Origin of the sequence: Alcanivorax sp., assembly GCF_002726155.1 — a bacterium.
Taxonomy (GTDB): domain Bacteria; phylum Pseudomonadota; class Gammaproteobacteria; order Pseudomonadales; family Alcanivoracaceae; genus Alcanivorax.
The window spans coordinates 1-21,160 of the sequence record NZ_PBSH01000021.1; the positions used below are offsets into that span (position 1 = coordinate 1).

Here is a 21,160-nt window from a genome sequence, read left to right on the forward strand (position 1 = left end):
GGTGAGGATGGCGATGTCCTGCAGCATGGCCTTGCGACGGTCACCGAAGCCCGGCGCTTTCACGGCGGCGCACTTGATGATGCCGCGCATGTTGTTCACCACCAGAGTGGCCAGCGCTTCGCCTTCGATGTCTTCAGCGATGATCAACAGCGGCTTGCCTGCTTTAGCCACGTTTTCCAGGGCCGGCAGCAGTTCACGAATATTGGAGATCTTCTTGTCCACCAACAGGATGTACGGGTCTTCCAGCTCGACCTGCATCTTTTCCTGATTGTTGATGAAGTACGGGCTCAGGTAACCGCGGTCAAACTGCATGCCCTCAACCACGTCCAGCTCGTTCTGCAGGGACTGGCCTTCTTCAACGGTGATAACGCCTTCCTGGCCTACTTTTTCCATGGCCTGGGCAATAATTTCACCAACAGATTTATCGGCGTTGGCGGAGATGGTCCCTACTTGCTCGATGCTCTTGGTGTTGTCACACGGAGTAGACAGCGTCTTCAGCTCTTCCACCACGGCGGCCACGGCCTGGTCGATACCGCGTTTCAGGTCCATGGGGTTCATGCCGGCAGTTACGGACTTGAGGCCTTCGTTGACGAATGCCTGAGCCAGCACGGTGGCAGTGGTGGTACCGTCACCGGCTTCGTCGTTAGCCTTGGATGCCACTTCTTTCACCATCTGGGCACCCATGTTCTCGAACTTGTCTTCCAGTTCGATTTCGCGGGCAACGGAAACGCCATCCTTGGTGATGGACGGAGCGCCGAAGGATTTTTCCAGCACCACGTTACGGCCTTTCGGGCCCAAGGTTACCTTAACGGCGTCGGCCAGAATGTTGACGCCCTTGGCCATACGTTGACGCGCTTCGTCACGGAACAAAATTTCTTTAGCCATGTTTTATATACCTCTGCGATTCTTTACCCAGTGATGGGCTGAATGCCCTTGCGGGCGTTCGATGTCTGTCTAGACCGGAAGAGTTATCCGGGCCGTATTCAGCATTTAGCCTTCAACGACGGCCAGAATTTCGGCTTCGCTCATGATCAGCAGCTCTTCGCCTTCCACCTTCACGGTGGACCCTGCGTATTGGCCAAAGATCACCTTGTCGCCGGCTTTCACATCCAGCGGGCGTACATCACCGTTTTCGGTGATCTTGCCATTGCCGACGGCAATGACTTCGCCACGGGACGGCTTCTCGGCAGCGGAACCGGGCAGCACAATACCGCCAGCGGATTTGGTTTCTTCCTCTTCACGGCGAACCAGCACGCGATCATGCAAAGGACGGATGCTCATTTTTCCTTAAACTCCCAGTTAGTTCTTTTGACACCCAAGTCGGCCACAGCGGCCAAACTCGACAGTCTGAATTAGCACTCTCATGAGTGGAGTGCTAATCATAGTAAGGACGCCAGCACAGTCAACAGGAAATACCGGCCATCACCGAGGCTTCCTGAGTCTGCCTGCTGGCCGTGGAATGGGGTCGTAACGGCGGGATTCAAGGGCGGGCGAGGAAAAAATCCTCTGGAGGAGTACGAGCGAGCATCACCAGGGTGTCACGCACTTGCCCGGCGTCTTCCGCCCGGGCCGGGAACGGTAGCCGACGCAACCGTTCGTCATGCCACAGCCACGCCCCCCAGGGGTCCACCGCCAGCATCTGCGCCCCCTGGCCCGGCGCGCCCAGCAAAGCCAGATAGTGATCAATGGCATCGGCGTGATCGTCATTCATGTGGCCAACCATGGCCTGTTCCCGGGCAAGATCCCAGCCCCACGGTTGCACCAGCGCTTCGGCATTCAACCAGGTGGCCCGGGCAAAACCGGGAATCCAGCGCGCCGTCCCCGGGCGCAGCGCCAGAAAATGGAAATCCAGCAGGAGGTACTCGCGGGCGTGAGGAAACACCTGAAAATACCTTTCGCCCTGTGCCGGTGGTACCGCCACTACCTCACCGGACACAGTCAACCGTGTTGCCGCCTGCCAGTCGCTATGCCGTTGCTCCACCCACACCAGTGATGCCGCCGGGTTAGCGGACAGATTGACGCTATGCGCCGCCAGGGCACTAACCAACATCAACAGTCGTCCCTCATGGTCTGGCACCACATTCACTGCAGACGCAAAAGGCGCGCCCTCAGTGTCCACCGTCGCCAGGGCCGCATGACTGTGCTGATAGATAAATGACTGGGCTTCTGCTTCCTGATGCATGTGGGGTCCTGCTCTCCGTTTCCCGTTTTGCGGCGGGCCTGAGCAATCCGGTCATTGGCCTGCCCGCTGCACCTCACCATAATCCGTTGCAACGTGAACCGACAGTGTAAGGAATCACCATGGAATTGAACCAGAAAGTGATTGTTGTGACCGGCGCCGGCCGTGGCCTGGGCCGTGGCATCGCCACCTTTTTTGCTGGTAAAGGCGCCAGGCTGGCCTGCGTGGACCTGAGCCAGGAAGACCTGGACGCTACCGTGGTTGCCTGTGAAGCTGCCGGCGGCGAAGCCCGCGCCTACCTGGCCAATGTGGCCAAAGAGGAAGAGGTGGAAGCCCTGTTCAACAATGTGGTTGCCGATTTCGGCGCCCTGCACGGCCTGGTCAACAATGCCGGCATTACCCGCGACGGGCTGTTGATCAAGGCTAAAGACGGCGAGCTGGTCAGCAAAATGAGCCTGCAGCAGTGGCAGGCGGTGATCGACGTGAACCTGACCGGGGTATTCCTGTGCGGCCGTGAAGCCGCCGCCAAAATGGTCGAAACCGGCGCCGAGGAAGGCGTGATCGTGAACATTTCCTCCCTGGCCCGCCAGGGCAGCTTCGGCCAGAGCAACTACTCTTCGGCCAAAGCCGCCGTAGCTGCCCTGGCCGAGGTATGGGCAAAAGAACTGGCTCGCTACAACATTCGCACCGGAGCCGTGGCACCGGGCACCATCAACACCGACATGCTGGCCGCCATGAAACCGGAAGCCCGCGATCGTCTGGTACAGGCCGTGCCGCTCAAGCGGCTGGGTGAAGCGGAGCACATTGCCCGCAGCGTGGCGTTTATTTTCGAGACCGACTATTTCACCGGTCGCTGCATCGATATGGACGGCGGGTTGCGGTAACAACGCCTGACGCCCAATGCCGAGCGCATAATGCGGCACCCCAAAGAGGAAATCGGCTGACACCGGTTTCCTCTTTTTATTGTGCTCTGCGTTTTTACTTGCAGCTAGAAGCGAGTCGCTGGAAGCTGCCTGTCATGAATCCTGAATTCCGAGATGCCGTTTACCAGATCGTCGCCGCTATTCCGCCAGGACACGTCAGCAGTTATGGCGCCGTGGCAAAGCAGGCGGGCTTTCCCCGCCATGCCCGTTTTGTTGGCCGGCTGATGAGTCAGCTCCCCAAGGACACCCGCCTGCCCTGGCACCGGGTGTTGCGCTCAGACAGGCGAATAGCCCTGGTCGGTACGCCAGCGGGGGAGGTTCAAATACAGCGATTACGCGACGAAAATGTCCCGGTGCTAAGCGATCGCGTGCCCAAACACTATTTCCTCTAGCAGGCTGTTAGCCAATGAACCTGCATCGCCCCCCGCAAACAAAGTGTCTATGATGAGCCTTTCGCCCATCGGCAATACCCGCTAAGAGTCCTATGCCCCCACAATCGACCAGCTGGCAGCAATCCCTGAAGGCCTTCCTGCACCCCCGCGTGGAAACCATGTTCTTTTACGGGTTTTCGGCGGGCATCCCGCTGCTGCTTATTTTTTCTTCGCTGTCGCTTTGGCTACGCGAAGCTGGCGTAGACCGCTCCACGGTGACCTACTTCAGCTGGGCGGCGCTGGCCTACTCATTCAAGTTTCTCTGGGCGCCGCTCATTGATCGCCTGCCTATTCCCGTCCTGACCCGCTGGCTGGGCCGGCGGCGGGCCTGGTTGCTGGTGGCGCAGCTAGCGGTCGCCGCCGCCATTTTCAGTATCTCCCTGGTCGACCCGACCCAGCCCGGCGCCCTGAATATAATGGCGTTTGCCGTTGTGATGCTGGGCTTCACCGCCGCCACCCAGGATATCGTTATCGACGCCTACCGGATTGAATCCGCCGGGGCCGAACTGCAAGCACTGATGTCCTCGTCCTATATCGCTGGCTACCGAATCGGCATGCTCACTTCCGGGGCCGGCTCTTTAGTACTGGCCAGCTGGCTGGGCTCCACCAGTGAGTCCTACAGCTACGCCGCCTGGCAAAGCACCTATGCCATCATGGCGCTGACCATGCTGGTCGGGGCCATCACCACCCTGATCATTCGCGAACCGGAAAACCACCGGCCCTCCAACGCGCAGTACACCAGTCGTCAGTACCTCAAGTTTCTGACCCTGTTCGTGGTGGGCATCGCCGCCTTTGTGACGGTCTACATATTCACCGCCGAGTCCGCCGCCGCCTTCCGCCAAACACTGACTGACGCAGTGAACAACGGTGCCTTGTCCGGCCTGGTGGTGGAAACCCTGCGTCTGGCCTTGGCGATCATTCTGGTCGCTGCTTTGTTAAAAATGCTGTCTCTGACACCGCTCTATGACAGACAGCTGGTACAGGAAAGTTATATCGACCCGGTGAAGGATTTTTTCCAGCGTTACGGCAAACGCCTGGCCCTGTTGTTGCTGGTGTTCGTGGGGTTTTATCGGGTTTCCGATATTGTGCTGGGGGTGATTTCCAACGTCTTTTTTGAAGACATGGGCTTCACCAAAAACGAAATTGCCGGGGTGGTGAAAACCTTTGGGCTGTTCATGACCATCGCCGGCGGCTTTCTGGGTGGCATTCTGGCCATGCGCCACGGCGTCATCCGGGTACTGTACCTGGGGGCCTTCCTCACCGTGGCCACCAACCTGCTGTTCCTGTGGCTGGCCTATGCGGGCCACGATATCCGTATCCTCTATGCAGTGATCTCCGCCGACAATCTCACCGCCGGCCTGGCCAGCGCCGCTTTTGTGGCCTTCCTGTCGCAGCTCACCAATGTGTCCTTCACGGCGGTGCAGTACGCCATTTTCAGCTCGCTGATGACACTGCTGCCAAAAACCATTGGCGGCTATTCCGGCAGCATGGTGGACAACCTGGGCTACCCGGGCTTCTTCCTGCTGGCCAGCCTGATGGGCGTGCCCGTGCTGGGCCTGATCTACCTGATCCAGCGCCACAGCGCCTTTAAAAACTAACCCCAAACACCGCTCATCGATTACTTTTCAATCAATTCGCAAACCGGCTATAGTGGAGACTTACAAAAAACAACAAGAAATCCGATGACCGTCTCTGAACTCGATATCCTGGTGGTAGACGACGCCCGCTTCTCCGCCGCCGTGGTCAACCGCACTCTGGCCACCGCTGGTTATACCAGCATTCGCCACGCCCACAGCGCCCACGACGCCCTTGGCCAGCTGGCTGAAAAGCCAGCCGATCTGGTGGTGGCCGACTGGTTGATGCCCGGCATGGATGGCCTGGAGCTGACCCGCCGCATTCGTCAGAACGATGAGGCCAACAACCGCTATACCTACGTGTTGCTGCTCACCGCCCGTGAAGGCGTGAACGCCCTGCAGCAAGCGTTCGATCAGGGCGTGGACGATTTCGTTTCCAAATCTGCCATGACCGAACAACTGCAACACCGAGTGATGGCCGCCGACCGCATTATCCAGCGCCACAACCGGGTACAGACCGACTACCAACGCATGCTGACGGTGAACCGCCAGCTCAAACGCCAGGCCCTGATCGACCCTCTCACCGGTTTTGGCAATCGCCAGGACGCCCTGCGCGCGCTGGACAGCACACTCAAACACGCCCAGAAACGCGGCGGCGCCGCCTGCATGCTGCTGATGCGCCTGGAAGATTTCGAGCAACAACAACGCCAGCGCGGCAACAAGGTCATGCAGCAAGGAGTATTGGCTTTTAGTCGCCGACTACGCCAGTCTGTACGTCCCATGGATCACCTGTGTCGCCTGCAACAGGATCACTTTGCGCTGATCACCCATCAGCCGCATTTAAGTCACTGTGATCCCACCAGCTTTCGACGCCTTTACGACAGCCTGAATCACCGCGCCTACCAGACCGCTGCAGGCTTTCTCAGCCTGCAAGTCAGCATTGCCCTGACCGCTTCAGCCGGCGGCAACAGCGCTGACGGCATGCTGGAACAAGCCACCCTGGAACTGGAGCAAGCGCTGGCAGAAAAGCGGATCGTCTCCTCTGCGGCGAGTGCCTGACGCAGCAACCATCCCGAAAGCTCTCGCTGAGAAAAACGCTCCATTTCATGGCTCTCAGGGCTTACCATTCCCGCCATGACTGAATCCCTTCCTCACTGGCACCTGCTCGGCGCCGGCAACATGGGCACCCTGGCGGCCTGGTATCTGACCCGTGCGGGCCATACCGTCAGCGTTGTGACTGACAGCCCTGCGCCTCCCCAGCACAAGACATTGATCTTTGCTGAGCATAATGCCTCCCTGACCCTGCCCTGTGTCAGCCCATCGCAATTTCACAGCACCATTACGCATTTGCTGGTGGCCAGCAAAACGCCTTACACGGAAGCGGCTTTACGCCGGGTAAACGGTCACCTGGACAGCATGACCCTGGTGCTGCGCTTCCAGAATGGCATGGGCGCGCTGGATGGCCGCCTTCCCCCTGGCGCGACTATGCTGGAAGCCATCACCACCAGCGCGGTGAAAGGGCAGTCACCGCAGCACACTATCGTGGCTGAGAACACCACCTGGCTCGGCGGCCTGCCGCAACCCCCGGCATGGTTTGAAGGACTGCAGCGCCACTGGCCCAATCTGTGCTGGGAAGCAGACATTCGCTGGGTGCAGTGGAAAAAACTGGTCGCCAATGCGGTAATCAACCCGCTTACCGCCCTGCACGATGTGCCCAACGGAGCGCTGGTTTCCGACCCGTCCTTGCAACAGCAAGCCCGCGCGCTCTGCGCCGAGGCCGACACACTGCTAACCGCTCTGGATTCCCGCTGGCCCGGCAATTCGTTCTCCGCTGTCCTACAGGTGGCCCGCGATACCGCCGGCAACACCTCATCCATGCGCGCCGACCGGCAGCGCGGCGCCACCACGGAAATCGAGGCCATCAATGGCTGGCTGCTTCGCCAGGCACAACGCCACGGCATGGATCTGCCCAGCCACCGCCGCCTGATCGAGGCCCTGAGCGGCCAGGCGCCCACATAAACGCACAGGCCCTCAGCGGCTGGCTCTGGTAAGCTCCCCTGCGTGCAGACCCCATTGTTCGGAGGATGAATGTCCACTCACCACGCCACTCGCTATCCCGCGCTTTTTTTTCCTGCTGCTGTCAGCCTGTTACTCGCCGCCCCATTGCAGGGGATCGCCGGTGAACCCACTGACACAACAAACACGACGGACGCAGCCAGCGACCGTCATGCCCTGGGCACGGTCAAAGTCAGTGGCGCTCGCAATACCAGCCTGGTCGGCGAACTGCCCACCGGCACAGTGGTGATCGACCGGGAAGCCATCGACAGCCTGCCGGCCACCAATCTCGCGGACCTGCTCGACACCGTGGGCGGCCTGCAAAGCAGTCGCCTGTATGGCATCAACGGCAGTAACGCCAGCGTGGATCTGCTCGGTTTCGGCGCCACCGGCAACCAGAACACCCTGATCTTGCTGAACGGCCGCCGGCTCTCCAACATCGACCTGACCACCCCGGAACTGACCGGCATTCCCCTGGCCGCCATCGAACGCATCGAAGTGCTACCCGGTGCCGGGGCGGCCCTGTACGGCAACGGCGCCGTGGGCGGCGTGGTCAACATCGTCACCCGCCGCAGCTACCGCAACAGCGCCGGGCTGGAAATCAACAGCGGCAGTTACAACAGCCTCGGGGGCAACGGCTACGCCACCGGCAACCACGGCAACCTGAGCGGTGCCGTGGCGCTGAGCACCCTGGACAGCGATGGTTATCGAGACAACAACGCCCTGCGTAACGACAGCGCCTTCGCTGACCTGCGCTACCAGCAGGACGGCGTTGAAGCCTATTTCACCGCCAATGGCACCCGGCAGTCCCAGGGCCTGCCGGGAGGCCGCGATCCCATGGAGTTCAACAATGATCCGCAAGGAGCCGAAACCCCCGACGACGACGCGGAGCAGGAAAGCTACTGGCTGATGCCCGGCCTGCGCATCGCCATGGCCGGCAACACCGCGCTCACTCTGGACGCCAGCCGCCGCCGCCAGACCCAGCAATACCGCTACCCTTCCAGCGGTTTCAACGGCGAGTCAGTGGTGGACAGCTACAGCTTCACTCCCAAGCTGGAAGGCCAGACCGCCACCGGCAGTGCCATGCATAACTGGACACTGGGCGTTGATCTGCACGAATACGATTACACCAGCCGGACCAATTTCGGCGATCGGGAACTGGAGCAAAGCCAGCGCGCCTGGTACCTGCACAACCTGGTCAGCCTGACGCCGAAACTCTCGGTGAGCGCCGGCGCCCGCCAACTGGAGAGCACCCTCAGCGGTGAAGGGGCCGACAAGGACCAGGATGGCGAAATGTACGAGGGCGGCATCCGCTACACCTTCACCGGCAACCTGGCCGTGTTCGCCGGCGCCCAGCGCAGCGTACGCATCGCCAATGTGGATGAACTGTCCCCGTTCAACCCGCCCATCGATCCGCAAACCGGTCACAGCTACACCACCGGCGCCAGCTGGTCTCAGGGCCGGCAGCACTCCACGCTGACCTTCTGGCGCGCCGAGATTGATAACGAAATCGTTTACGACCCCATCGCCTTCGCCAATCGCAATCTGGACGACCGCACCGTGCACAAGGGCGTCAGCATCAACTCCCGCTGGCGGCTGGACAAGGACATCACCTTCACCGCCAACGCCAGCGCCCAGCAAGCCCGTTTTGATGGCGGCCCCTTCAGCGGCAACGACGCCCCCCTGGTGCCCGAACACACCATGGAACTGATTGCCGACTGGCAGGCGCTCGCCTGGCTGTCCGCCCAGATCAGCCACCGCTACGTGGGCGACCGTCATTACGACGGTGACCTGGACAATGCGTACCGCAAACTGGATCACTACCGCACCACCGATCTGCAACTGACAGCCCGCTATCGCAAACTCTATCTCAAAGCTGGTGTCTACAACCTGGAAGACAACGTGAATGCGGACTACGGTAACTACAACCCCGGTAGCAGCAACGCGGTTCTCTACACGTTGCCAGAACGCCATTACCGGGTCGCACTGGGCATGGAGCTGTAATGAGTGATACCAACGGAACCGGAAACCCCGACAAGACCCGTATCAACCGGGTCATCACCCGCACCGGGGATGCAGGCGAAACCGGCCTGGCAGACGGTTCACGGGTGAGCAAGTTTCACCCGCGCATCGTGGTACTGGGCGAGCTGGACGAACTGAACAGCGCCCTGGGCGTGCTGCGCGCCCGAACGCTGGATAGCGATCTGGACGCGGTACTGGGCCTGGTTCAGCAAATGCTGTTCGACATCGGCGGCGAGCTGGCCATTCCCGGCCACCGCGCCATTGATGACCATGACTTGGTGGAAGTGGAATCCCAGGCCGATACCATCAATGCCGAACTCCCCCCACTGAAAGAGTTTGTGCTCCCCGGCGGCCACCCGGATGCCGCCTGGTGCCACCACTGCCGCACCGTGGCACGCCGCCTGGAACGCCACGTTATTGCCTTGCACGAGGCCGACGAAGAGGCGGTTAATCCGGTGAGCCAGGCGTTGATCAATCGACTCTCTGATCTGCTGTTCGTGATGGCCCGGCTCATCAACCTGCGCCACGAACACCCGGAAACCCTGTGGGTACCAAAGGCGGACCGGTAAATGAGTGCCGGACGCCCCATGCTCGACGCCTGACGTAAAAAACACGCTCCAACGGCTTCATGTCCGGCGTAGCCGCATTATGGAAAGATTGTGCAAACCAGCCCACCTCTACCGCTCGCGCGCTACACTGACTGTCCTGACTGACGATGTAGCGCCATGGGCATTCGCAATAAACTGTTTCTGATCTTCCTGGGCACCTTCCTGGTCCTGATTGTGGCGGCCAGCGGGTTCTATTACCTGTCTTTCGTGCGCAGCCTGGATACCTACCTGGACGAACGCCAGCAATCCCAGGTAGAACGGCTGGCCGATCACCTGGGCACGCTCTATCAACAGCAGGGCTCCTGGCAGTTTCTGCGCGACGATCCCCGTCGCTTGAAGCGACTTTACTGGCTGGCCGGTGATCGGGAAGAAGGCAAAGACGACCGCGGCGACCACCGCCACCTGCAACTGCTCGATGCCCGCAAGCGTGTGCTGCTTGGCCCGCCTGCCCCGGAAAAATACCGTGTCGATGTGCCCATTCAGGATAACCACCGCATCGTGGGTTATCTGACTTACCCAGACCAGGAAGCCATTCGCGATAAACTCGACCGCCGTTTCATGGGCCGCCAGCTTCGCTTTGCCCTGTGGATGCTGTGCGTAGGGCTCGGCCTGTCTCTGCTGGTTTCCTGGCTGCTGGCCCGCCACCTGGTGGCACCGATTCTGGCGCTTTCCCGCCATACCGCTGAACTGCAGGAAGGTAACTACGACTCTCGTCTGGCCAGCGACCGCCGGGATGAGCTCGGCACCTTGACCCGTCAGGTTGACCAGTTAGCCGAGCGTCTCGACCAGGGCCAGCAGGCACGGCAACGCTGGTTCTCGGATATCGCCCATGAGCTACGCACCCCGGTGGCGATTCTCCAGGGCGAGCTGGAAGCACTGTGCGATGGCATACGTCCCCTGAATCAGGAAAACCTGAAAGGGCTGGAAAGTGAAGTCGCTCAACTGACCCACCTGATTAACGACTTGCACGACCTGGCGTTGGCCGACGGCGGCAACCTGCGCTATCAGTTCCGCCAGGAAGACTTGAGCAGCCTGGTGGAAGAGGTACTCGACAGTTATCGAGGTGCGTTCGCGCAGCGTGACATCACCTGCAAAATCACTCTTCCCGACCAGGCCGTGATCCAGCAGGATCCCGTGCGGCTGCGCCAGTTACTGGATAACCTGTTCCAGAACAGTCTCAAGTACACCGCCGACGGCGGCGAGTTAGCCGTCTCCCTGAACCAACAGAAAGACGACACCTGGTTGCTGGTGGTGGATGACAGCGCCCCCGGCGTTCCCGACGACGCCCTGCCCAAACTGTTTGATCACCTCTACCGGGTAGAAAGCTCCCGCAACCGCCGTACCGGCGGGGCTGGCCTGGGGCTCGCTATTTGCCTGCGCATTGTTGAGGCCCACGGCGGCACTGTTCATGCAGAGCACAGCCCTCTGGGTGGCGTTCGCATCCTGATATCACTACCGGGAGACACCCAATGAGCCGCATCCTGATCGTGGAAGATGAACCGCGCCTGTCACAGCTGGTGGCGGATTACCTTCATCACGCCCATTACCAGACCGAGCAGACAGACAGCGCCAAGGTCGCCATCACTCTGGCCCGTGAGCAATCCTTTCAGGCCGTGCTGCTGGATTTGATGCTGCCCGACGGAGACGGCATGGAAGTGTGCAAGGCCATCCGCCAGCACAGCAACGTGCCGATCCTCATGGTCACCGCCCGGGTAGATGAAGTGGACCGGCTGCTGGGCCTGGAACTGGGCGCCGATGATTACATCTGCAAACCGTTTAGCCCTCGCGAACTGGTGGCTCGGGTAAAAGCCGTGCTACGCCGCGCCAACCCGGAACCCAGCGGGCAAGCCCATGCATTGCAACTCGATGAAGAACGCTATGAAGCCATCCTCAAACAACCACAGGGCCAGCAGCGCATCGCCCTCACCGCTATCGAATTTGCCCTGCTCGCCACCCTGTCCCGCCAACCCGGCCGCATCTGGTCCCGGGACCAGTTAATGGACGAAATCTATCAAGACCACCGCGTGGTTTCCGACCGCACCATCGACAGCCATATCCGCAAACTGCGCCGCAAACTCAGCGACGGCGACGAACAATCCCATGACTGGATTGGCAGTGTGTACGGCGTGGGGTATAGGTTGGAAACGCCGTAACACCACCGCCTACTTGTAGGAGTTCCCTTCCAGGGGACGAACCTCGCGAAGCGAGGCGCTAGACGGGCGTTCCGCACGATTGATCGCCTTTCGGGGATTCCGTGCTGCGCACGGTTCGTCCCCTGGAAGGGAACTCCTACAGCACAAATCAGGCGTCGTTGCGGTTTTGATTTTCCTTGCAGCCCGTAGCTCGCAGCTAGTAACTGCTTCTTCCACATTTCCTGCATATTCCTTGCACCTTGTTACGCAATACTCTCCCCATCACATTCAAGGACTCAATGGAGTCATAAGGAGAGAGCCCCATGAAAAAAATCGCTATCGTTATTCTTGCCGTTTTTGCCACATCAGCTTTTGCCATGGGTCCCGGTCACCGGGGCGGTGAAAAAATGGTTGAGCACATGACCCAAAAACTGGAATTGACCGACGCGCAAAGCGCCCAGTTGACGACCGTCTTCGAAGAGCAGGGTGAAAAAATGAAAGCCTTGCACGATGAGACACAGGCAAAGATAAACGCGCTACTGACCCCCGAGCAGCAAGAAAAGCTCGCGCAAATGAAGGAAGACCGTAAAGAGCGCCGCGACGACCGCCACGAAAAGCGCAAAGAACGTTAATTCATTAACGCTACACCGCTAACAAAAAGGCCTTCATATGAAGGCCTTTTTAATTTGCGTACGTTGCCTTTTCAGGCCTCTTTTCACAACAACGCCTGGCGCATATCCGTCAACAATCGGCTCAGGTACGTCGTAAACCGCGCCGCCGCTGCACCATCGATGACCCGGTGATCATAGGACAAGCTCATCGGCAGCATCAGTCGCGGCTGGAACTGATTGCCATCCCACACCGGTTGCATATCGGAACGGCTCACGCCAAGAATTGCCACTTCCGGCCAGTTTACAATCGGGGTAAACGCCGTACCGCCAATACCGCCCAAAGACGAAATACTGAAGGTCCCCCCCTTCATGTCGGCAGGTGTCAGTTTGCGGTTACGAGCTTTCTCGGCCAGCTCTCCCATTTCCAGGGCAATCTCCTTGAGGCCTTTCTTGTCCGCATTTTTGATCACCGGCACGACCAGGCCATTGGGCGTATCCACCGCTATACCAATATTGATATAGCCCTTCTCAATCAAGGCTTCCCCACTGTTCTCCAGCGAACTGTTAAAACGAGGATACTCCTTCAGGGCACGGGCGCAGGCAGTCACCAGGAACGCAAGCATGGTGAGCTTGACGCCTTCGCGCTCCAGGCGCTTGTTCTGGCTTTTGCGGAACGCTTCCAGGTCGGTGATATCCGCATTGTCATGCTGCGTCACATGGGGAATGGTCAACCAGGAACGCGTCAAATTCTGAGCAGAGACCTTGCGAAGCTTGTTCAACTCAACCCGCTCGATGTCACCGAACTGACTGAAATCGATTTCCGGCAATTCCACTGCCAACCCACCACCGGCAGGTTGCGGTGCCCCTTCCAACCGCTGCTTCACATAAGCATGCACATCATCTTTGAGAATGCGCTCTTTCGGGCCTGTGGCGGTGACCAGGGATAAATCCACCCCGGTCTCACGGGCCAGCTTGCGCACTGCCGGGCCTGCGTGAACCGGTTTGGACGGGGACCCGCCATTATGAACAGCTTGCGTTCGTGACGGGGAGGCAGATGCTTCTTTCTGCACAGACCTGCCTTGCGGCGGTGCTTCGGATTTTTTGCCTGCTGTCTCTTTTTCTCCGTTCTTTACGCCCTCGGCATCATCGCCTTTGTCACTATCAGATTCTGCCTGCTCTGCTTCTGCCGAGGCTGAACCACCGGCAACAACCAGAGTAATCAGCGCATCACCGGTACCGACCTTGTCTCCGACACTAACGCTGACTGACTCTACCTTGCCGGCCTTCGGAGACGGAATCTCCAGCGACGCCTTGTCCGATTCCACCACTACGATGACTTGTTCTTCATCGAGCTCGTCACCCACAGACACATTCACTTCGATAATTTCAGCGGCATCAATATCTCCAAGATCCGGCACCTTCACCGTTTCCGTACTGCCGCCTGTCTGCTTCTCTGTGTTCTCATCCCTGGCGTTGTCATCCTTGCCGCCGGATGGGGCGTCGTCCGGTGATGCCTTCTCATTTGACGCCTGTTCAGCATCGTTCTTTTCTGTTTTGCTGTCCTTGCTGTCTGCAGGCTCGGATGAGGAAGCCGTCACGCCTTCATCACCCTGCCCACCGTTCTCGCCTTCTTCGGCTTCCAGCTCCATCAGTGCATCGCCTTCCTTGACCCGGTCGCCCACTTTCACACTGATAGCTGCAACTTTTCCGCCCTGCGGCGCGGGCACTTCCACCGTGGCCTTGTCGGACTCAAGCACAATGATAGTGTCTTCGGCGCTAATGGTATCGCCGACTTTCACGCTGATCTCGATGATATCAACAGGATCACTGCTGCCCACATCGGGAACATGAATTTGCGTTTTACTCACACCGTAACTCCTTATAGTGAGATCACTGATCGGTAATCAATGACGGGTGCGATCAATGCATAACCGGATAGGGTTTATCCGTATCAATGCCATACTTTTCGATAGCCTGTTTCACCACTGCAGCGTCAACTTTGCCTTCTTTACGCAAGGCATTCAGAGCTGCCAGCACCACAAAGTAACGGTCGACTTCAAAGAAGTGGCGTAACTTCTGGCGTGAATCACTGCGCCCGAAACCATCAGTGCCCAGCACCGAATACGGGGCTTTCACCCAGGGGCGAATCTGATCCGCAAAGGCGCGCATGTAGTCGGTAGACGCAATCACCGGACCCGCACGACCCTCCAGGCATTTCTCCACCCAGTTCGGTGCGCGATCTTTTTCCGGGTTGAGCATGTCATCACGGTCCATGCGTAGCCCTTCGCGGCGCAGTTCGTTGAAGCTGGTGACACTCCATACATCTGCCGCCACACCGAAGTCTTCACGCAACAGGTCCGCAGCCGCTTCCACTTCACGCAATATGGTACCGCTACCCAATAGCTGAACCCGCGGAGTTTTCTTGGTTTTCGGTTTTCCTTCGCGCAACAAATACATGCCCTTGCGGATACCTTCTTCTGCACCTTCCGGCATGGCACCGTGCATGTAGTTTTCATTCATCAGGGTGAGGTAATAGAACACCTTCTCGTTGTCCTCATACATGCGTCTGAGGCCATCCTGAAGAATCACGGCCAACTCGTAGCTGTAGGTGGGGTCGTAGCTGACACAGTTCGGCACCGTGCCGGCCAGAATATGGCTGTGGCCATCCTGGTGCTGCAGCCCTTCGCCGTTAAGCGTGGTGCGCCCGGCAGTGGCACCCAGCAGGAAGCCCCGTGCTTGTGAGTCCCCTGCCGCCCAGGCCAGGTCGCCCACGCGCTGAAAGCCGAACATGGAGTAATAGATGTAGAACGGGATCAGAGTAAAGTCATGGACGCTGTAGCTAGTGGCCGCGGCCAGCCAGCCGGACATGGCGCCCGCTTCGTTGATACCCTCTTCGAGAATACGGCCTTTCTTGTCCTCCCGGTAATACATAACCTGGCCGGCATCTTCCGGCTCGTACTTCTGACCACCGGACGAATAGATGCCCAACTGGCGAAACAACCCTTCCATGCCAAACGTCCGTGCCTCATCGGGGACAATCGGCACCACGCGCTCACCAATCTGTTTGTCCTTGATCAACGTACTCATCATTCGCACGAAGGCCATGGTGGTGGAAATCTCACGATCACCGCTGCCTTCCAGGAAATTGGCAAACACATCCAGCCCGGGAATGGTCAATTGCTGGCTGGCTTTCTGGCGCCGCACGGGCATATAACCACCCAGCTTGTCGCGCTGCTCTTTCATGTAACGCAGCTCGGCAGAATCTTCTGCCGGGCGGTAATAGGGCACCTCTTCCAGCTGCTCATCGGTGAACGGCATGTCGAAGCGATCGCGGAAATCCTTCAGGCTTTCCAGATCAAGCTTCTTCATCTGGTGGGTCTTGTTGACGGCTTCACCCGCACCCGTGGCATAGCCTTTGACTGTCTTGGCCAGAATCACCGTGGGCCGGCCAGTGTGGTTTACCGCCGCGTGGTACGCCGCGTACACCTTGAACGGATCGTGGCCGCCCCGGTTCAGACGATAGACGTCTTCGTCGCTCATGTGCTCGACGAGTTTCTTCAGTTCCGGGTTCTCGCCAAAGAAATGTTCGCGGGTGTAAGCGCCCCCGTTTTTCTTGTAGGCTTGGTATTCCCCATCCACACACTCTTCCATGCGGCGGCGTAACAGACCTTCGCTGTCTTTTTCCAACAGCGGGTCCCACAGGCGCCCCCACACTACCTTGATCACGTTCCAACCGGCACCGCGGAACACGCCTTCCAGCTCTTGGATGATTTTGCCGTTGCCACGCACCGGGCCATCCAGCCGCTGCAGATTACAGTTCACCACGAACACCAGATTATCCAGCTTCTCGCGGCCGGCCAGAGCCAGTGCGCCCAAGGACTCCGGCTCGTCCATTTCACCGTCACCCAGGAATGCCCAAACCTTGCGGTTGTCCTGCTGGATCAGTTCCCGGTTCTGCAGGTACTTCATGATGTGAGCCTGGTAGATGGCCTGAATCGGCCCCAAACCCATGGATACAGTGGGAAATTGCCAGAAGTCTGGCATTAGCCAGGGATGGGGGTAGGACGACAGCCCCTTGCCATCGACTTCCCGCCGAAAGTTATCCAGTTGCTCTTCGCTAATGCGTCCTTCCAGGTAGGCCCGCGCGTACACGCCTGGCGCCGAGTGCCCCTGAAAGAACACCAGGTCACCCTCGTTCTCGTCACTGGGAGCACGGAAGAAATGGTTGAACCCCACATCATAAAGCGTGGCAGATGAGGCAAAAGAGGCAATGTGCCCACCCAACTCATCGTCGTTATCCATGTTGGCCCGCATCACTGTGGCCAGCGCATTCCAGCGCACCAATGAACGAATACGCCGCTCCATGAACATATCACCGGGGATAGCCGCTTCGTCCTTGGGAGGGATGGTATTGAGATAGGGGGTGTTGAGATGGGTGCGATAAACGCCCTGTTCCTGGGCTTCGTTGGTGATGGCATCAAGTAACCAGGCTGCTCGCTCCGGCCCCTCGCGCTCGACAACCGACTCCAGGGCTTCGAGCCATTCCCGGGTTTCTGCGGGATCAACGTCATCAAAAAAACTGCGTTTTTGCATGGGCATGCGTCCTTTTTCGCGTTGCCTTGCGCCGCTGCAGGATCACTGCAACGGCGCTGAAATAAGCCCAAGGGTGGCTGGGCTTGAGACCTGTGGTCTCACGGCACCGGCGGCTGGGGGCATTTCTGCCAATATCCCCGGTGTTCGTTAATACTAGCGCCGTAGACCGGTTGGCGGTCAAGTTGGCCAGTGACGAAAAAAATCAGCCGACACAATATGTTGGCCATTTTTTTCGTTTGTATCGTTATATTGAGCCCTGTGCCAGAGAATGGAAATTCGACCAACGTCGGCTATCTAGAACTCCTCTCCCACGCTTTAACTCATACCAACATGATCCACAGCGCCGCCATAATCAGCCAGATGGCCACGCAGCGCAGCAACAGACCCTGCAACCCCTCCAGATGGTCCATAGCGGTGTGCAAGGTTGCGGGGCTGGCGTCATGATTTTCTTCCTGTGCCACATTGGCCACGGACAGCAACAACGAGGGTGACGACCGCAGCTGCCACCAGGCGCCGCGCATGCGTTTCATGACTGCAGTAAAATCCCCCGCCAGCGACATACTAACAATAAGCAACTGACGAGCAGGCAAACTCAGCCAATCATCCAGCGTTTGCTGCCAACCGAGGGATTCTGATTCGCGGCAATGGCGCCGCTGACGCTGTAGCCAGGCATGGTTCATGACCACCAGAAACGCGGCCCCAAATCCCAGCAGCACTAGCCAGAAAATCGCCACGAACAAACGCTCCTCCCGGGACAGAATCTGCTCGTTCAATTGCTGGTGGTAGGCCGGGTCACCGGGCACGCCATTAACGGAAAACTCGTCCGTGGCCAGGGCGGCAAACCCCTCCGGGTCATTCATGCGACCGCGCACCAGCAGCTCATCCACATGCCGGAATTCACTATGGCTGCCCAGCAACCATAAAAGCAGCAATGTGCCCAGACCCAGCACCAGTAACTGGCCCCAGAAGCCGGACAACCAGCACGCTCCCCAGGCGATCAGCACAGCGGGCAGCAAGACCGCTACCCACCACACCCGGTTCGATTGGCCGATACGGCTGCCACAGCGCTGCAGCCACCGCTGGTGGCGCTCTTCACCGGCTAACAGGGGCGACCAACCAGCATCCACCCGGCGCAGACCCATCACAATGATCAACACAATAAACTTCATGCCGTTTCCTCCCTGAAATCGGCCAATTGTTCACGGTAACGGCACCAATCAAACGCCGGGCCGGGATCGGTTTTCCTGCCCGGCGCGATATGTTCATGGCCAGTAATACGGGCATCGGTAATAGCGGGATAATGGCGCTGCAGGAGCCGCGTTAACGCAGTAAGGGTGGCGTACTGTGCGCTTTCGTAGGCAATGGTATCGGCACCTTCCAGCTCAATGCCAAGGGAGAAATCATTGCAGTTTTCACGCCCCTGAAACGCGGAGACGCCCGCATGCCAGGCACGTTTGTCACACGGCACAAACTGCAACAGGCTGCCATCGCGGAGAATCAGAAAATGCGATGACACCGTTAACTGGTGGATGGTTTCAAAATAGGGATGATCTGCCGGGTTCAGGCAGTTTTGAAAGAACGCTTCGATATAGCCTCCACCAAACTGGCTCGGCGGCAGGCTGATGTTATGAATCACCAGCAGCGAAATATCCGCCGGATCAGGGCGCTCGTTAAAATTGGGGGATGGGCACCATTGCGCCTGGTCGACACGATGTCCGGAAAGGGTAAGCACCCGCGCAAGCTCCTTTTGCCTGCGCCGGGGCAGCGGTTGCAGGCTAGTGCTGCACGTTGTTGCCCTGCATACGACGCAGATCGCCAATAACTGCTTCCAGAGCCCGGTCAAACAGGGCTCCCTCTTCAATGAGTTTAACAGTCCCGTTATGCAGGGCAACGGCCAAGGTGTAAGCAGAAAACTCCTGCACCTTGATGCCGCGGCGGTTGGTGAACACCATTTTCACCCCGGCACGGATGTTGGCCGCCAGCTTGGCGCGACGCGGCTCACCGTCGTCCTGAATTTCAATCCACTGTCCCGGCGCCAGTTGGCTGCATTTCTTCACCAGGAAATGATTCTCCGGCAATTCCGGCACCGTTTCCGGCTGGGCCGGTTCGGCGGGCTGCTCTGGCTCCACCGCCACCCGCTCCGTCTGCAGGCCCTTGAGCAACTGCTGATGCACATCACGGAATTTAACCAGCAGCTGCTTGGTTTCCACCGCATCGTAGTTAATCTGGCTGAGACCACTGTGCAAGGTCTTCAGCAGTTTCGGGCTGAGATCCTTGAGCTTCTCAAGGGCCGCCTGTTCCCGGTGTTCCAGTACACTCCAGACCACCGCATCGACCACCTTCACCTGCTGCTGCCACAATCCGCTATCATCGCCTTCGCGCAGCCAGGTCAAGTACAACACCTGTTGCCAGCCCTGGCGCAGCAGACGCACGACCACATCAGGCAGCTGCCGCCCGGCCATGCGCTTATCCAGCACCGCCACCACTTCGCTGCGGGCTTGCTCGGCACGAGCCTTGCCCTCTTCTGCCTCGCGAACCCGCTGTTCCACACGATCGGAGCGGCTTTTCTGATTATCGAAGAAGTGCTGAAATTCCTGTAACAGCGAGGAAAACAGGCTTGCATCATCTTCGTAGTCATCAATGATGCGGTGCACTGCCTGGTTAATCCGCTGGTACAGATCGTCCTGAATACCCTGCTGCGGATCCCATTGGCTACCGGCCCGGGCCAGCATGTTCAGCAATAGGCGAGCTTCATGATTGTCGTTGCTAAAGAAGGTTTTATCGATGATCGCTACTTTCAGCAGCGGGATCTGCAGGCGGCCAATCAGCGCCTTGATTTCCGAGGGCAGCCCTTCGTCATCCAGAATGAAATCGAACAGCAGGGCCACCAGATTGATGACATCATCATCAGCCTGATCCAGAGCATGGATGGCCTCGCCGTGCTCATTGTCCAGCAACTCGGACAGGTCGGTTTTCAGATCGGCGCGGTCTTCGCCTTCATCCTCACCGAGGCTACGCTCTACCCGCTGCAGACGGTTCAAAACGCCGAGCAGATCATCAGAACTGACCTGATGCACAGACGCCGCGTTCGCCACCGGCGCGCCATTCATATAAGGCACACCGTTCTGCATAACGGCCATGGCCGCCTCGCTGGCTGCGCCCGGCGCGCCGCCGGACGCCCCCCCACCCGGGCCACCCTGCATGCCACGCATGGTTACCAGCAATTCCTGCAGCAAACCGAACATCTGATCGTTGCTCGGGCCGCCGGCATTCCCCGCCGTCGGTATCACACTGTCAGCGCTCTGGCTTGCCAGTGAGCGGGAACCGGGCTTGCGGGCCGGAGCGATAGGCGCAGACTTCATTTCCGGCAGCACCCCGGCATCAATCAGCACCTTGTTGGCTTCACTGACCAGATAACCGGTTTCCGCCATCACTTCCCGCTCGAACAGCTTGAGGATGATCAGACGGGCCTTGATATCCAACGACAGCTTTTCCAGCCCTTCGCTGAAGCAGGCCACCAGCTGGCGGGGTTCCAACGGGTTGTTGTGTTCATTCACTTCCCGTTTGCTTTCAAACAGGTATTCGATGCGGTGACAGAGGACCTTCAGCTGCTCGTTACAGCCATTTCGAGCCCGGCGGGCCATGTTGTCCAGCGCCACCGAGGTTTCCAGCTCATCCTCGTTAACCAGCGTCAGGGAATCCAGATCTACCGGCGTTTTTTCCAGTGTCTCGGTTTCCGGGGGCCGCGCCAGGATCAGAAATTGATGATTAATGGCCTGTTTGAAGCTGCCCACCAGTCCAGCACGCTGAATGCGCAGCTCGCGCATGGCCTCGAAATAGCGCTCTCGCTCGCTATCAGTTTCCTTCTCGGCCAAGTCAAAGAGCTTGTCATCGGCACCATCCAACATATCCCCGAGGTAGGCAGCGCTGAGGGACAAGTAACGCGCACACACCTTCTCAAGCGGCCGCGGCATACTGCCTGGCGTTGCTTTCCCGGAAACCGGCTTTAGCTGTGTGACCTTGGACATTGCT

18 protein-coding genes are annotated in these 21,160 nt (G+C 58.8%); 10 read left to right on the forward strand and 8 right to left on the reverse strand.

Annotated elements, in window-relative coordinates; genetic code table 11:
- From groEL to CL546_RS06360, 3 genes are all read right to left on the reverse strand, one after another.
- Window positions 1-885, reverse strand: an 885-nt coding sequence (gene groEL / locus CL546_RS06350; protein WP_290493751.1) for a chaperonin GroEL, incomplete at its 3' end; no start/stop codon positions are given.
- Between the two features lie 105 nt (window positions 886-990).
- The gene (gene groES, locus CL546_RS06355) at window positions 991-1,281 is read right to left on the reverse strand and encodes a co-chaperone GroES (protein WP_063521059.1); all 291 of its coding nucleotides are present in this window, start codon (window positions 1,279-1,281) and stop codon (window positions 991-993) included.
- A 199-nt stretch (window positions 1,282-1,480) separates the two neighbouring features.
- Window positions 1,481-2,182 (reverse strand): HugZ family pyridoxamine 5'-phosphate oxidase, encoded by a 702-nt coding sequence (locus CL546_RS06360; protein WP_290493752.1) that lies wholly within the window; start codon window positions 2,180-2,182, stop codon window positions 1,481-1,483.
- 119 nt (window positions 2,183-2,301) lie between these two features.
- Between CL546_RS06360 and CL546_RS06365 the strand changes: the two genes are divergently transcribed.
- From CL546_RS06365 to CL546_RS06410, 10 genes are all read left to right on the forward strand, one after another.
- Window positions 2,302-3,063, forward strand: a complete 762-nt coding sequence (locus tag CL546_RS06365; protein ID WP_290493753.1) for an SDR family oxidoreductase — start codon at window positions 2,302-2,304, stop codon at window positions 3,061-3,063.
- A gap of 134 nt (window positions 3,064-3,197) precedes the next feature.
- Window positions 3,198-3,494: an MGMT family protein gene (locus tag CL546_RS06370; protein WP_290493754.1), complete on the forward strand. Its 297-nt coding sequence runs from the start codon at window positions 3,198-3,200 to the stop codon at window positions 3,492-3,494.
- Window positions 3,495-3,586: 92 nt separating this feature from the next.
- The gene (locus tag CL546_RS06375; protein WP_290493755.1) at window positions 3,587-5,131 is read left to right on the forward strand and encodes an AmpG family muropeptide MFS transporter; all 1,545 of its coding nucleotides are present in this window, start codon (window positions 3,587-3,589) and stop codon (window positions 5,129-5,131) included.
- A gap of 84 nt (window positions 5,132-5,215) precedes the next feature.
- Window positions 5,216-6,166 (forward strand): GGDEF domain-containing response regulator, encoded by a 951-nt coding sequence (locus CL546_RS06380; protein ID WP_290493756.1) that lies wholly within the window; start codon window positions 5,216-5,218, stop codon window positions 6,164-6,166.
- 75 nt (window positions 6,167-6,241) lie between these two features.
- Window positions 6,242-7,126, forward strand: a complete 885-nt coding sequence (locus CL546_RS06385) for a ketopantoate reductase family protein (RefSeq protein ID WP_290493757.1) — start codon at window positions 6,242-6,244, stop codon at window positions 7,124-7,126.
- Window positions 7,127-7,195: 69 nt separating this feature from the next.
- Entirely contained in the window at window positions 7,196-9,166 is a 1,971-nt protein-coding gene (locus tag CL546_RS06390; protein ID WP_290493758.1) for a TonB-dependent receptor plug domain-containing protein, read from the forward strand.
- A complete protein-coding gene (locus CL546_RS06395) occupies window positions 9,166-9,753 on the forward strand; it encodes a cob(I)yrinic acid a,c-diamide adenosyltransferase (protein ID WP_290493759.1) in 588 nt (195 codons plus the stop codon). The genes CL546_RS06390 and CL546_RS06395 overlap by 1 nt, the downstream gene beginning before the upstream one ends.
- Window positions 9,754-9,909: 156 nt before the next feature.
- A complete protein-coding gene (locus tag CL546_RS06400; RefSeq protein WP_290493760.1) occupies window positions 9,910-11,265 on the forward strand; it encodes an ATP-binding protein in 1,356 nt (451 codons plus the stop codon).
- Window positions 11,262-11,945: a response regulator gene (locus tag CL546_RS06405; protein ID WP_290493761.1), complete on the forward strand. Its 684-nt coding sequence runs from the start codon at window positions 11,262-11,264 to the stop codon at window positions 11,943-11,945. The genes CL546_RS06400 and CL546_RS06405 overlap by 4 nt, the downstream gene beginning before the upstream one ends.
- Before the next feature lie 302 nt (window positions 11,946-12,247).
- Window positions 12,248-12,556, forward strand: coding sequence for a hypothetical protein (locus CL546_RS06410; protein ID WP_290493762.1), 309 nt, complete (start codon window positions 12,248-12,250; stop codon window positions 12,554-12,556).
- An 83-nt stretch (window positions 12,557-12,639) separates the two neighbouring features.
- Here CL546_RS06410 and aceF read toward each other — a convergent pair whose 3' ends face one another.
- The 5 genes from aceF to CL546_RS06435 all read right to left on the reverse strand — a co-directional run bounded on the left by aceF (window position 12,640) and on the right by CL546_RS06435 (window position 21,156).
- Window positions 12,640-14,403, reverse strand: a complete 1,764-nt coding sequence (gene aceF / locus CL546_RS06415; RefSeq protein ID WP_290493763.1) for a dihydrolipoyllysine-residue acetyltransferase — start codon at window positions 14,401-14,403, stop codon at window positions 12,640-12,642.
- Between the two features lie 52 nt (window positions 14,404-14,455).
- Window positions 14,456-17,128: a pyruvate dehydrogenase (acetyl-transferring), homodimeric type gene (gene aceE / locus CL546_RS06420; protein WP_290493764.1), complete on the reverse strand. Its 2,673-nt coding sequence runs from the start codon at window positions 17,126-17,128 to the stop codon at window positions 14,456-14,458.
- Between the two features lie 320 nt (window positions 17,129-17,448).
- Window positions 17,449-18,297 (reverse strand): hypothetical protein, encoded by an 849-nt coding sequence (locus tag CL546_RS06425; protein WP_290493765.1) that lies wholly within the window; start codon window positions 18,295-18,297, stop codon window positions 17,449-17,451.
- Window positions 18,294-18,860 carry a 1,6-anhydro-N-acetylmuramyl-L-alanine amidase AmpD gene (gene ampD, locus CL546_RS06430; protein ID WP_290493766.1) on the reverse strand — a complete coding sequence of 189 codons (567 nt, stop codon included), beginning with the start codon at window positions 18,858-18,860 and terminating at the stop codon, window positions 18,294-18,296. Before ampD ends, CL546_RS06425 begins: the two co-directional genes overlap by 4 nt.
- Window positions 18,861-18,903: 43 nt before the next feature.
- On the reverse strand, window positions 18,904-21,156 hold the full coding sequence (locus CL546_RS06435; protein ID WP_290493767.1) for a DUF1631 domain-containing protein: 2,253 nt from the start codon (window positions 21,154-21,156) through the stop codon (window positions 18,904-18,906).
- Between the last annotated feature and the right edge of the window lie 4 nt (window positions 21,157-21,160).

Bases quoted from the DNA above. Each gene is read 5' to 3' on its own strand.
- CL546_RS06365 (WP_290493753.1), top strand. From the start codon at position 2,302: ATGGAATTGAACCAGAAAGTGATTGTTGTGACCGGCGCCGGCCGTGGC.
- CL546_RS06395 (WP_290493759.1), top strand. From the start codon at position 9,166: ATGAGTGATACCAACGGAACCGGAAACCCCGACAAGACCCGTATCAAC.
- CL546_RS06375 (WP_290493755.1), top strand. From the start codon at position 3,587: ATGCCCCCACAATCGACCAGCTGGCAGCAATCCCTGAAGGCCTTCCTG.
- CL546_RS06370 (WP_290493754.1), top strand. From the start codon at position 3,198: ATGAATCCTGAATTCCGAGATGCCGTTTACCAGATCGTCGCCGCTATT.
- CL546_RS06385 (WP_290493757.1), top strand. From the start codon at position 6,242: ATGACTGAATCCCTTCCTCACTGGCACCTGCTCGGCGCCGGCAACATG.
- groES (WP_063521059.1), bottom strand. From the start codon at position 1,281: ATGAGCATCCGTCCTTTGCATGATCGCGTGCTGGTTCGCCGTGAAGAG.
- CL546_RS06360 (WP_290493752.1), bottom strand. From the start codon at position 2,182: ATGCATCAGGAAGCAGAAGCCCAGTCATTTATCTATCAGCACAGTCAT.
- CL546_RS06435 (WP_290493767.1), bottom strand. From the start codon at position 21,156: ATGTCCAAGGTCACACAGCTAAAGCCGGTTTCCGGGAAAGCAACGCCA.
- CL546_RS06400 (WP_290493760.1), top strand. From the start codon at position 9,910: ATGGGCATTCGCAATAAACTGTTTCTGATCTTCCTGGGCACCTTCCTG.
- CL546_RS06380 (WP_290493756.1), top strand. From the start codon at position 5,216: ATGACCGTCTCTGAACTCGATATCCTGGTGGTAGACGACGCCCGCTTC.
- CL546_RS06405 (WP_290493761.1), top strand. From the start codon at position 11,262: ATGAGCCGCATCCTGATCGTGGAAGATGAACCGCGCCTGTCACAGCTG.
- aceE (WP_290493764.1), bottom strand. From the start codon at position 17,128: ATGCAAAAACGCAGTTTTTTTGATGACGTTGATCCCGCAGAAACCCGG.
- CL546_RS06390 (WP_290493758.1), top strand. From the start codon at position 7,196: ATGTCCACTCACCACGCCACTCGCTATCCCGCGCTTTTTTTTCCTGCT.
- CL546_RS06410 (WP_290493762.1), top strand. From the start codon at position 12,248: ATGAAAAAAATCGCTATCGTTATTCTTGCCGTTTTTGCCACATCAGCT.
- CL546_RS06425 (WP_290493765.1), bottom strand. From the start codon at position 18,297: ATGAAGTTTATTGTGTTGATCATTGTGATGGGTCTGCGCCGGGTGGAT.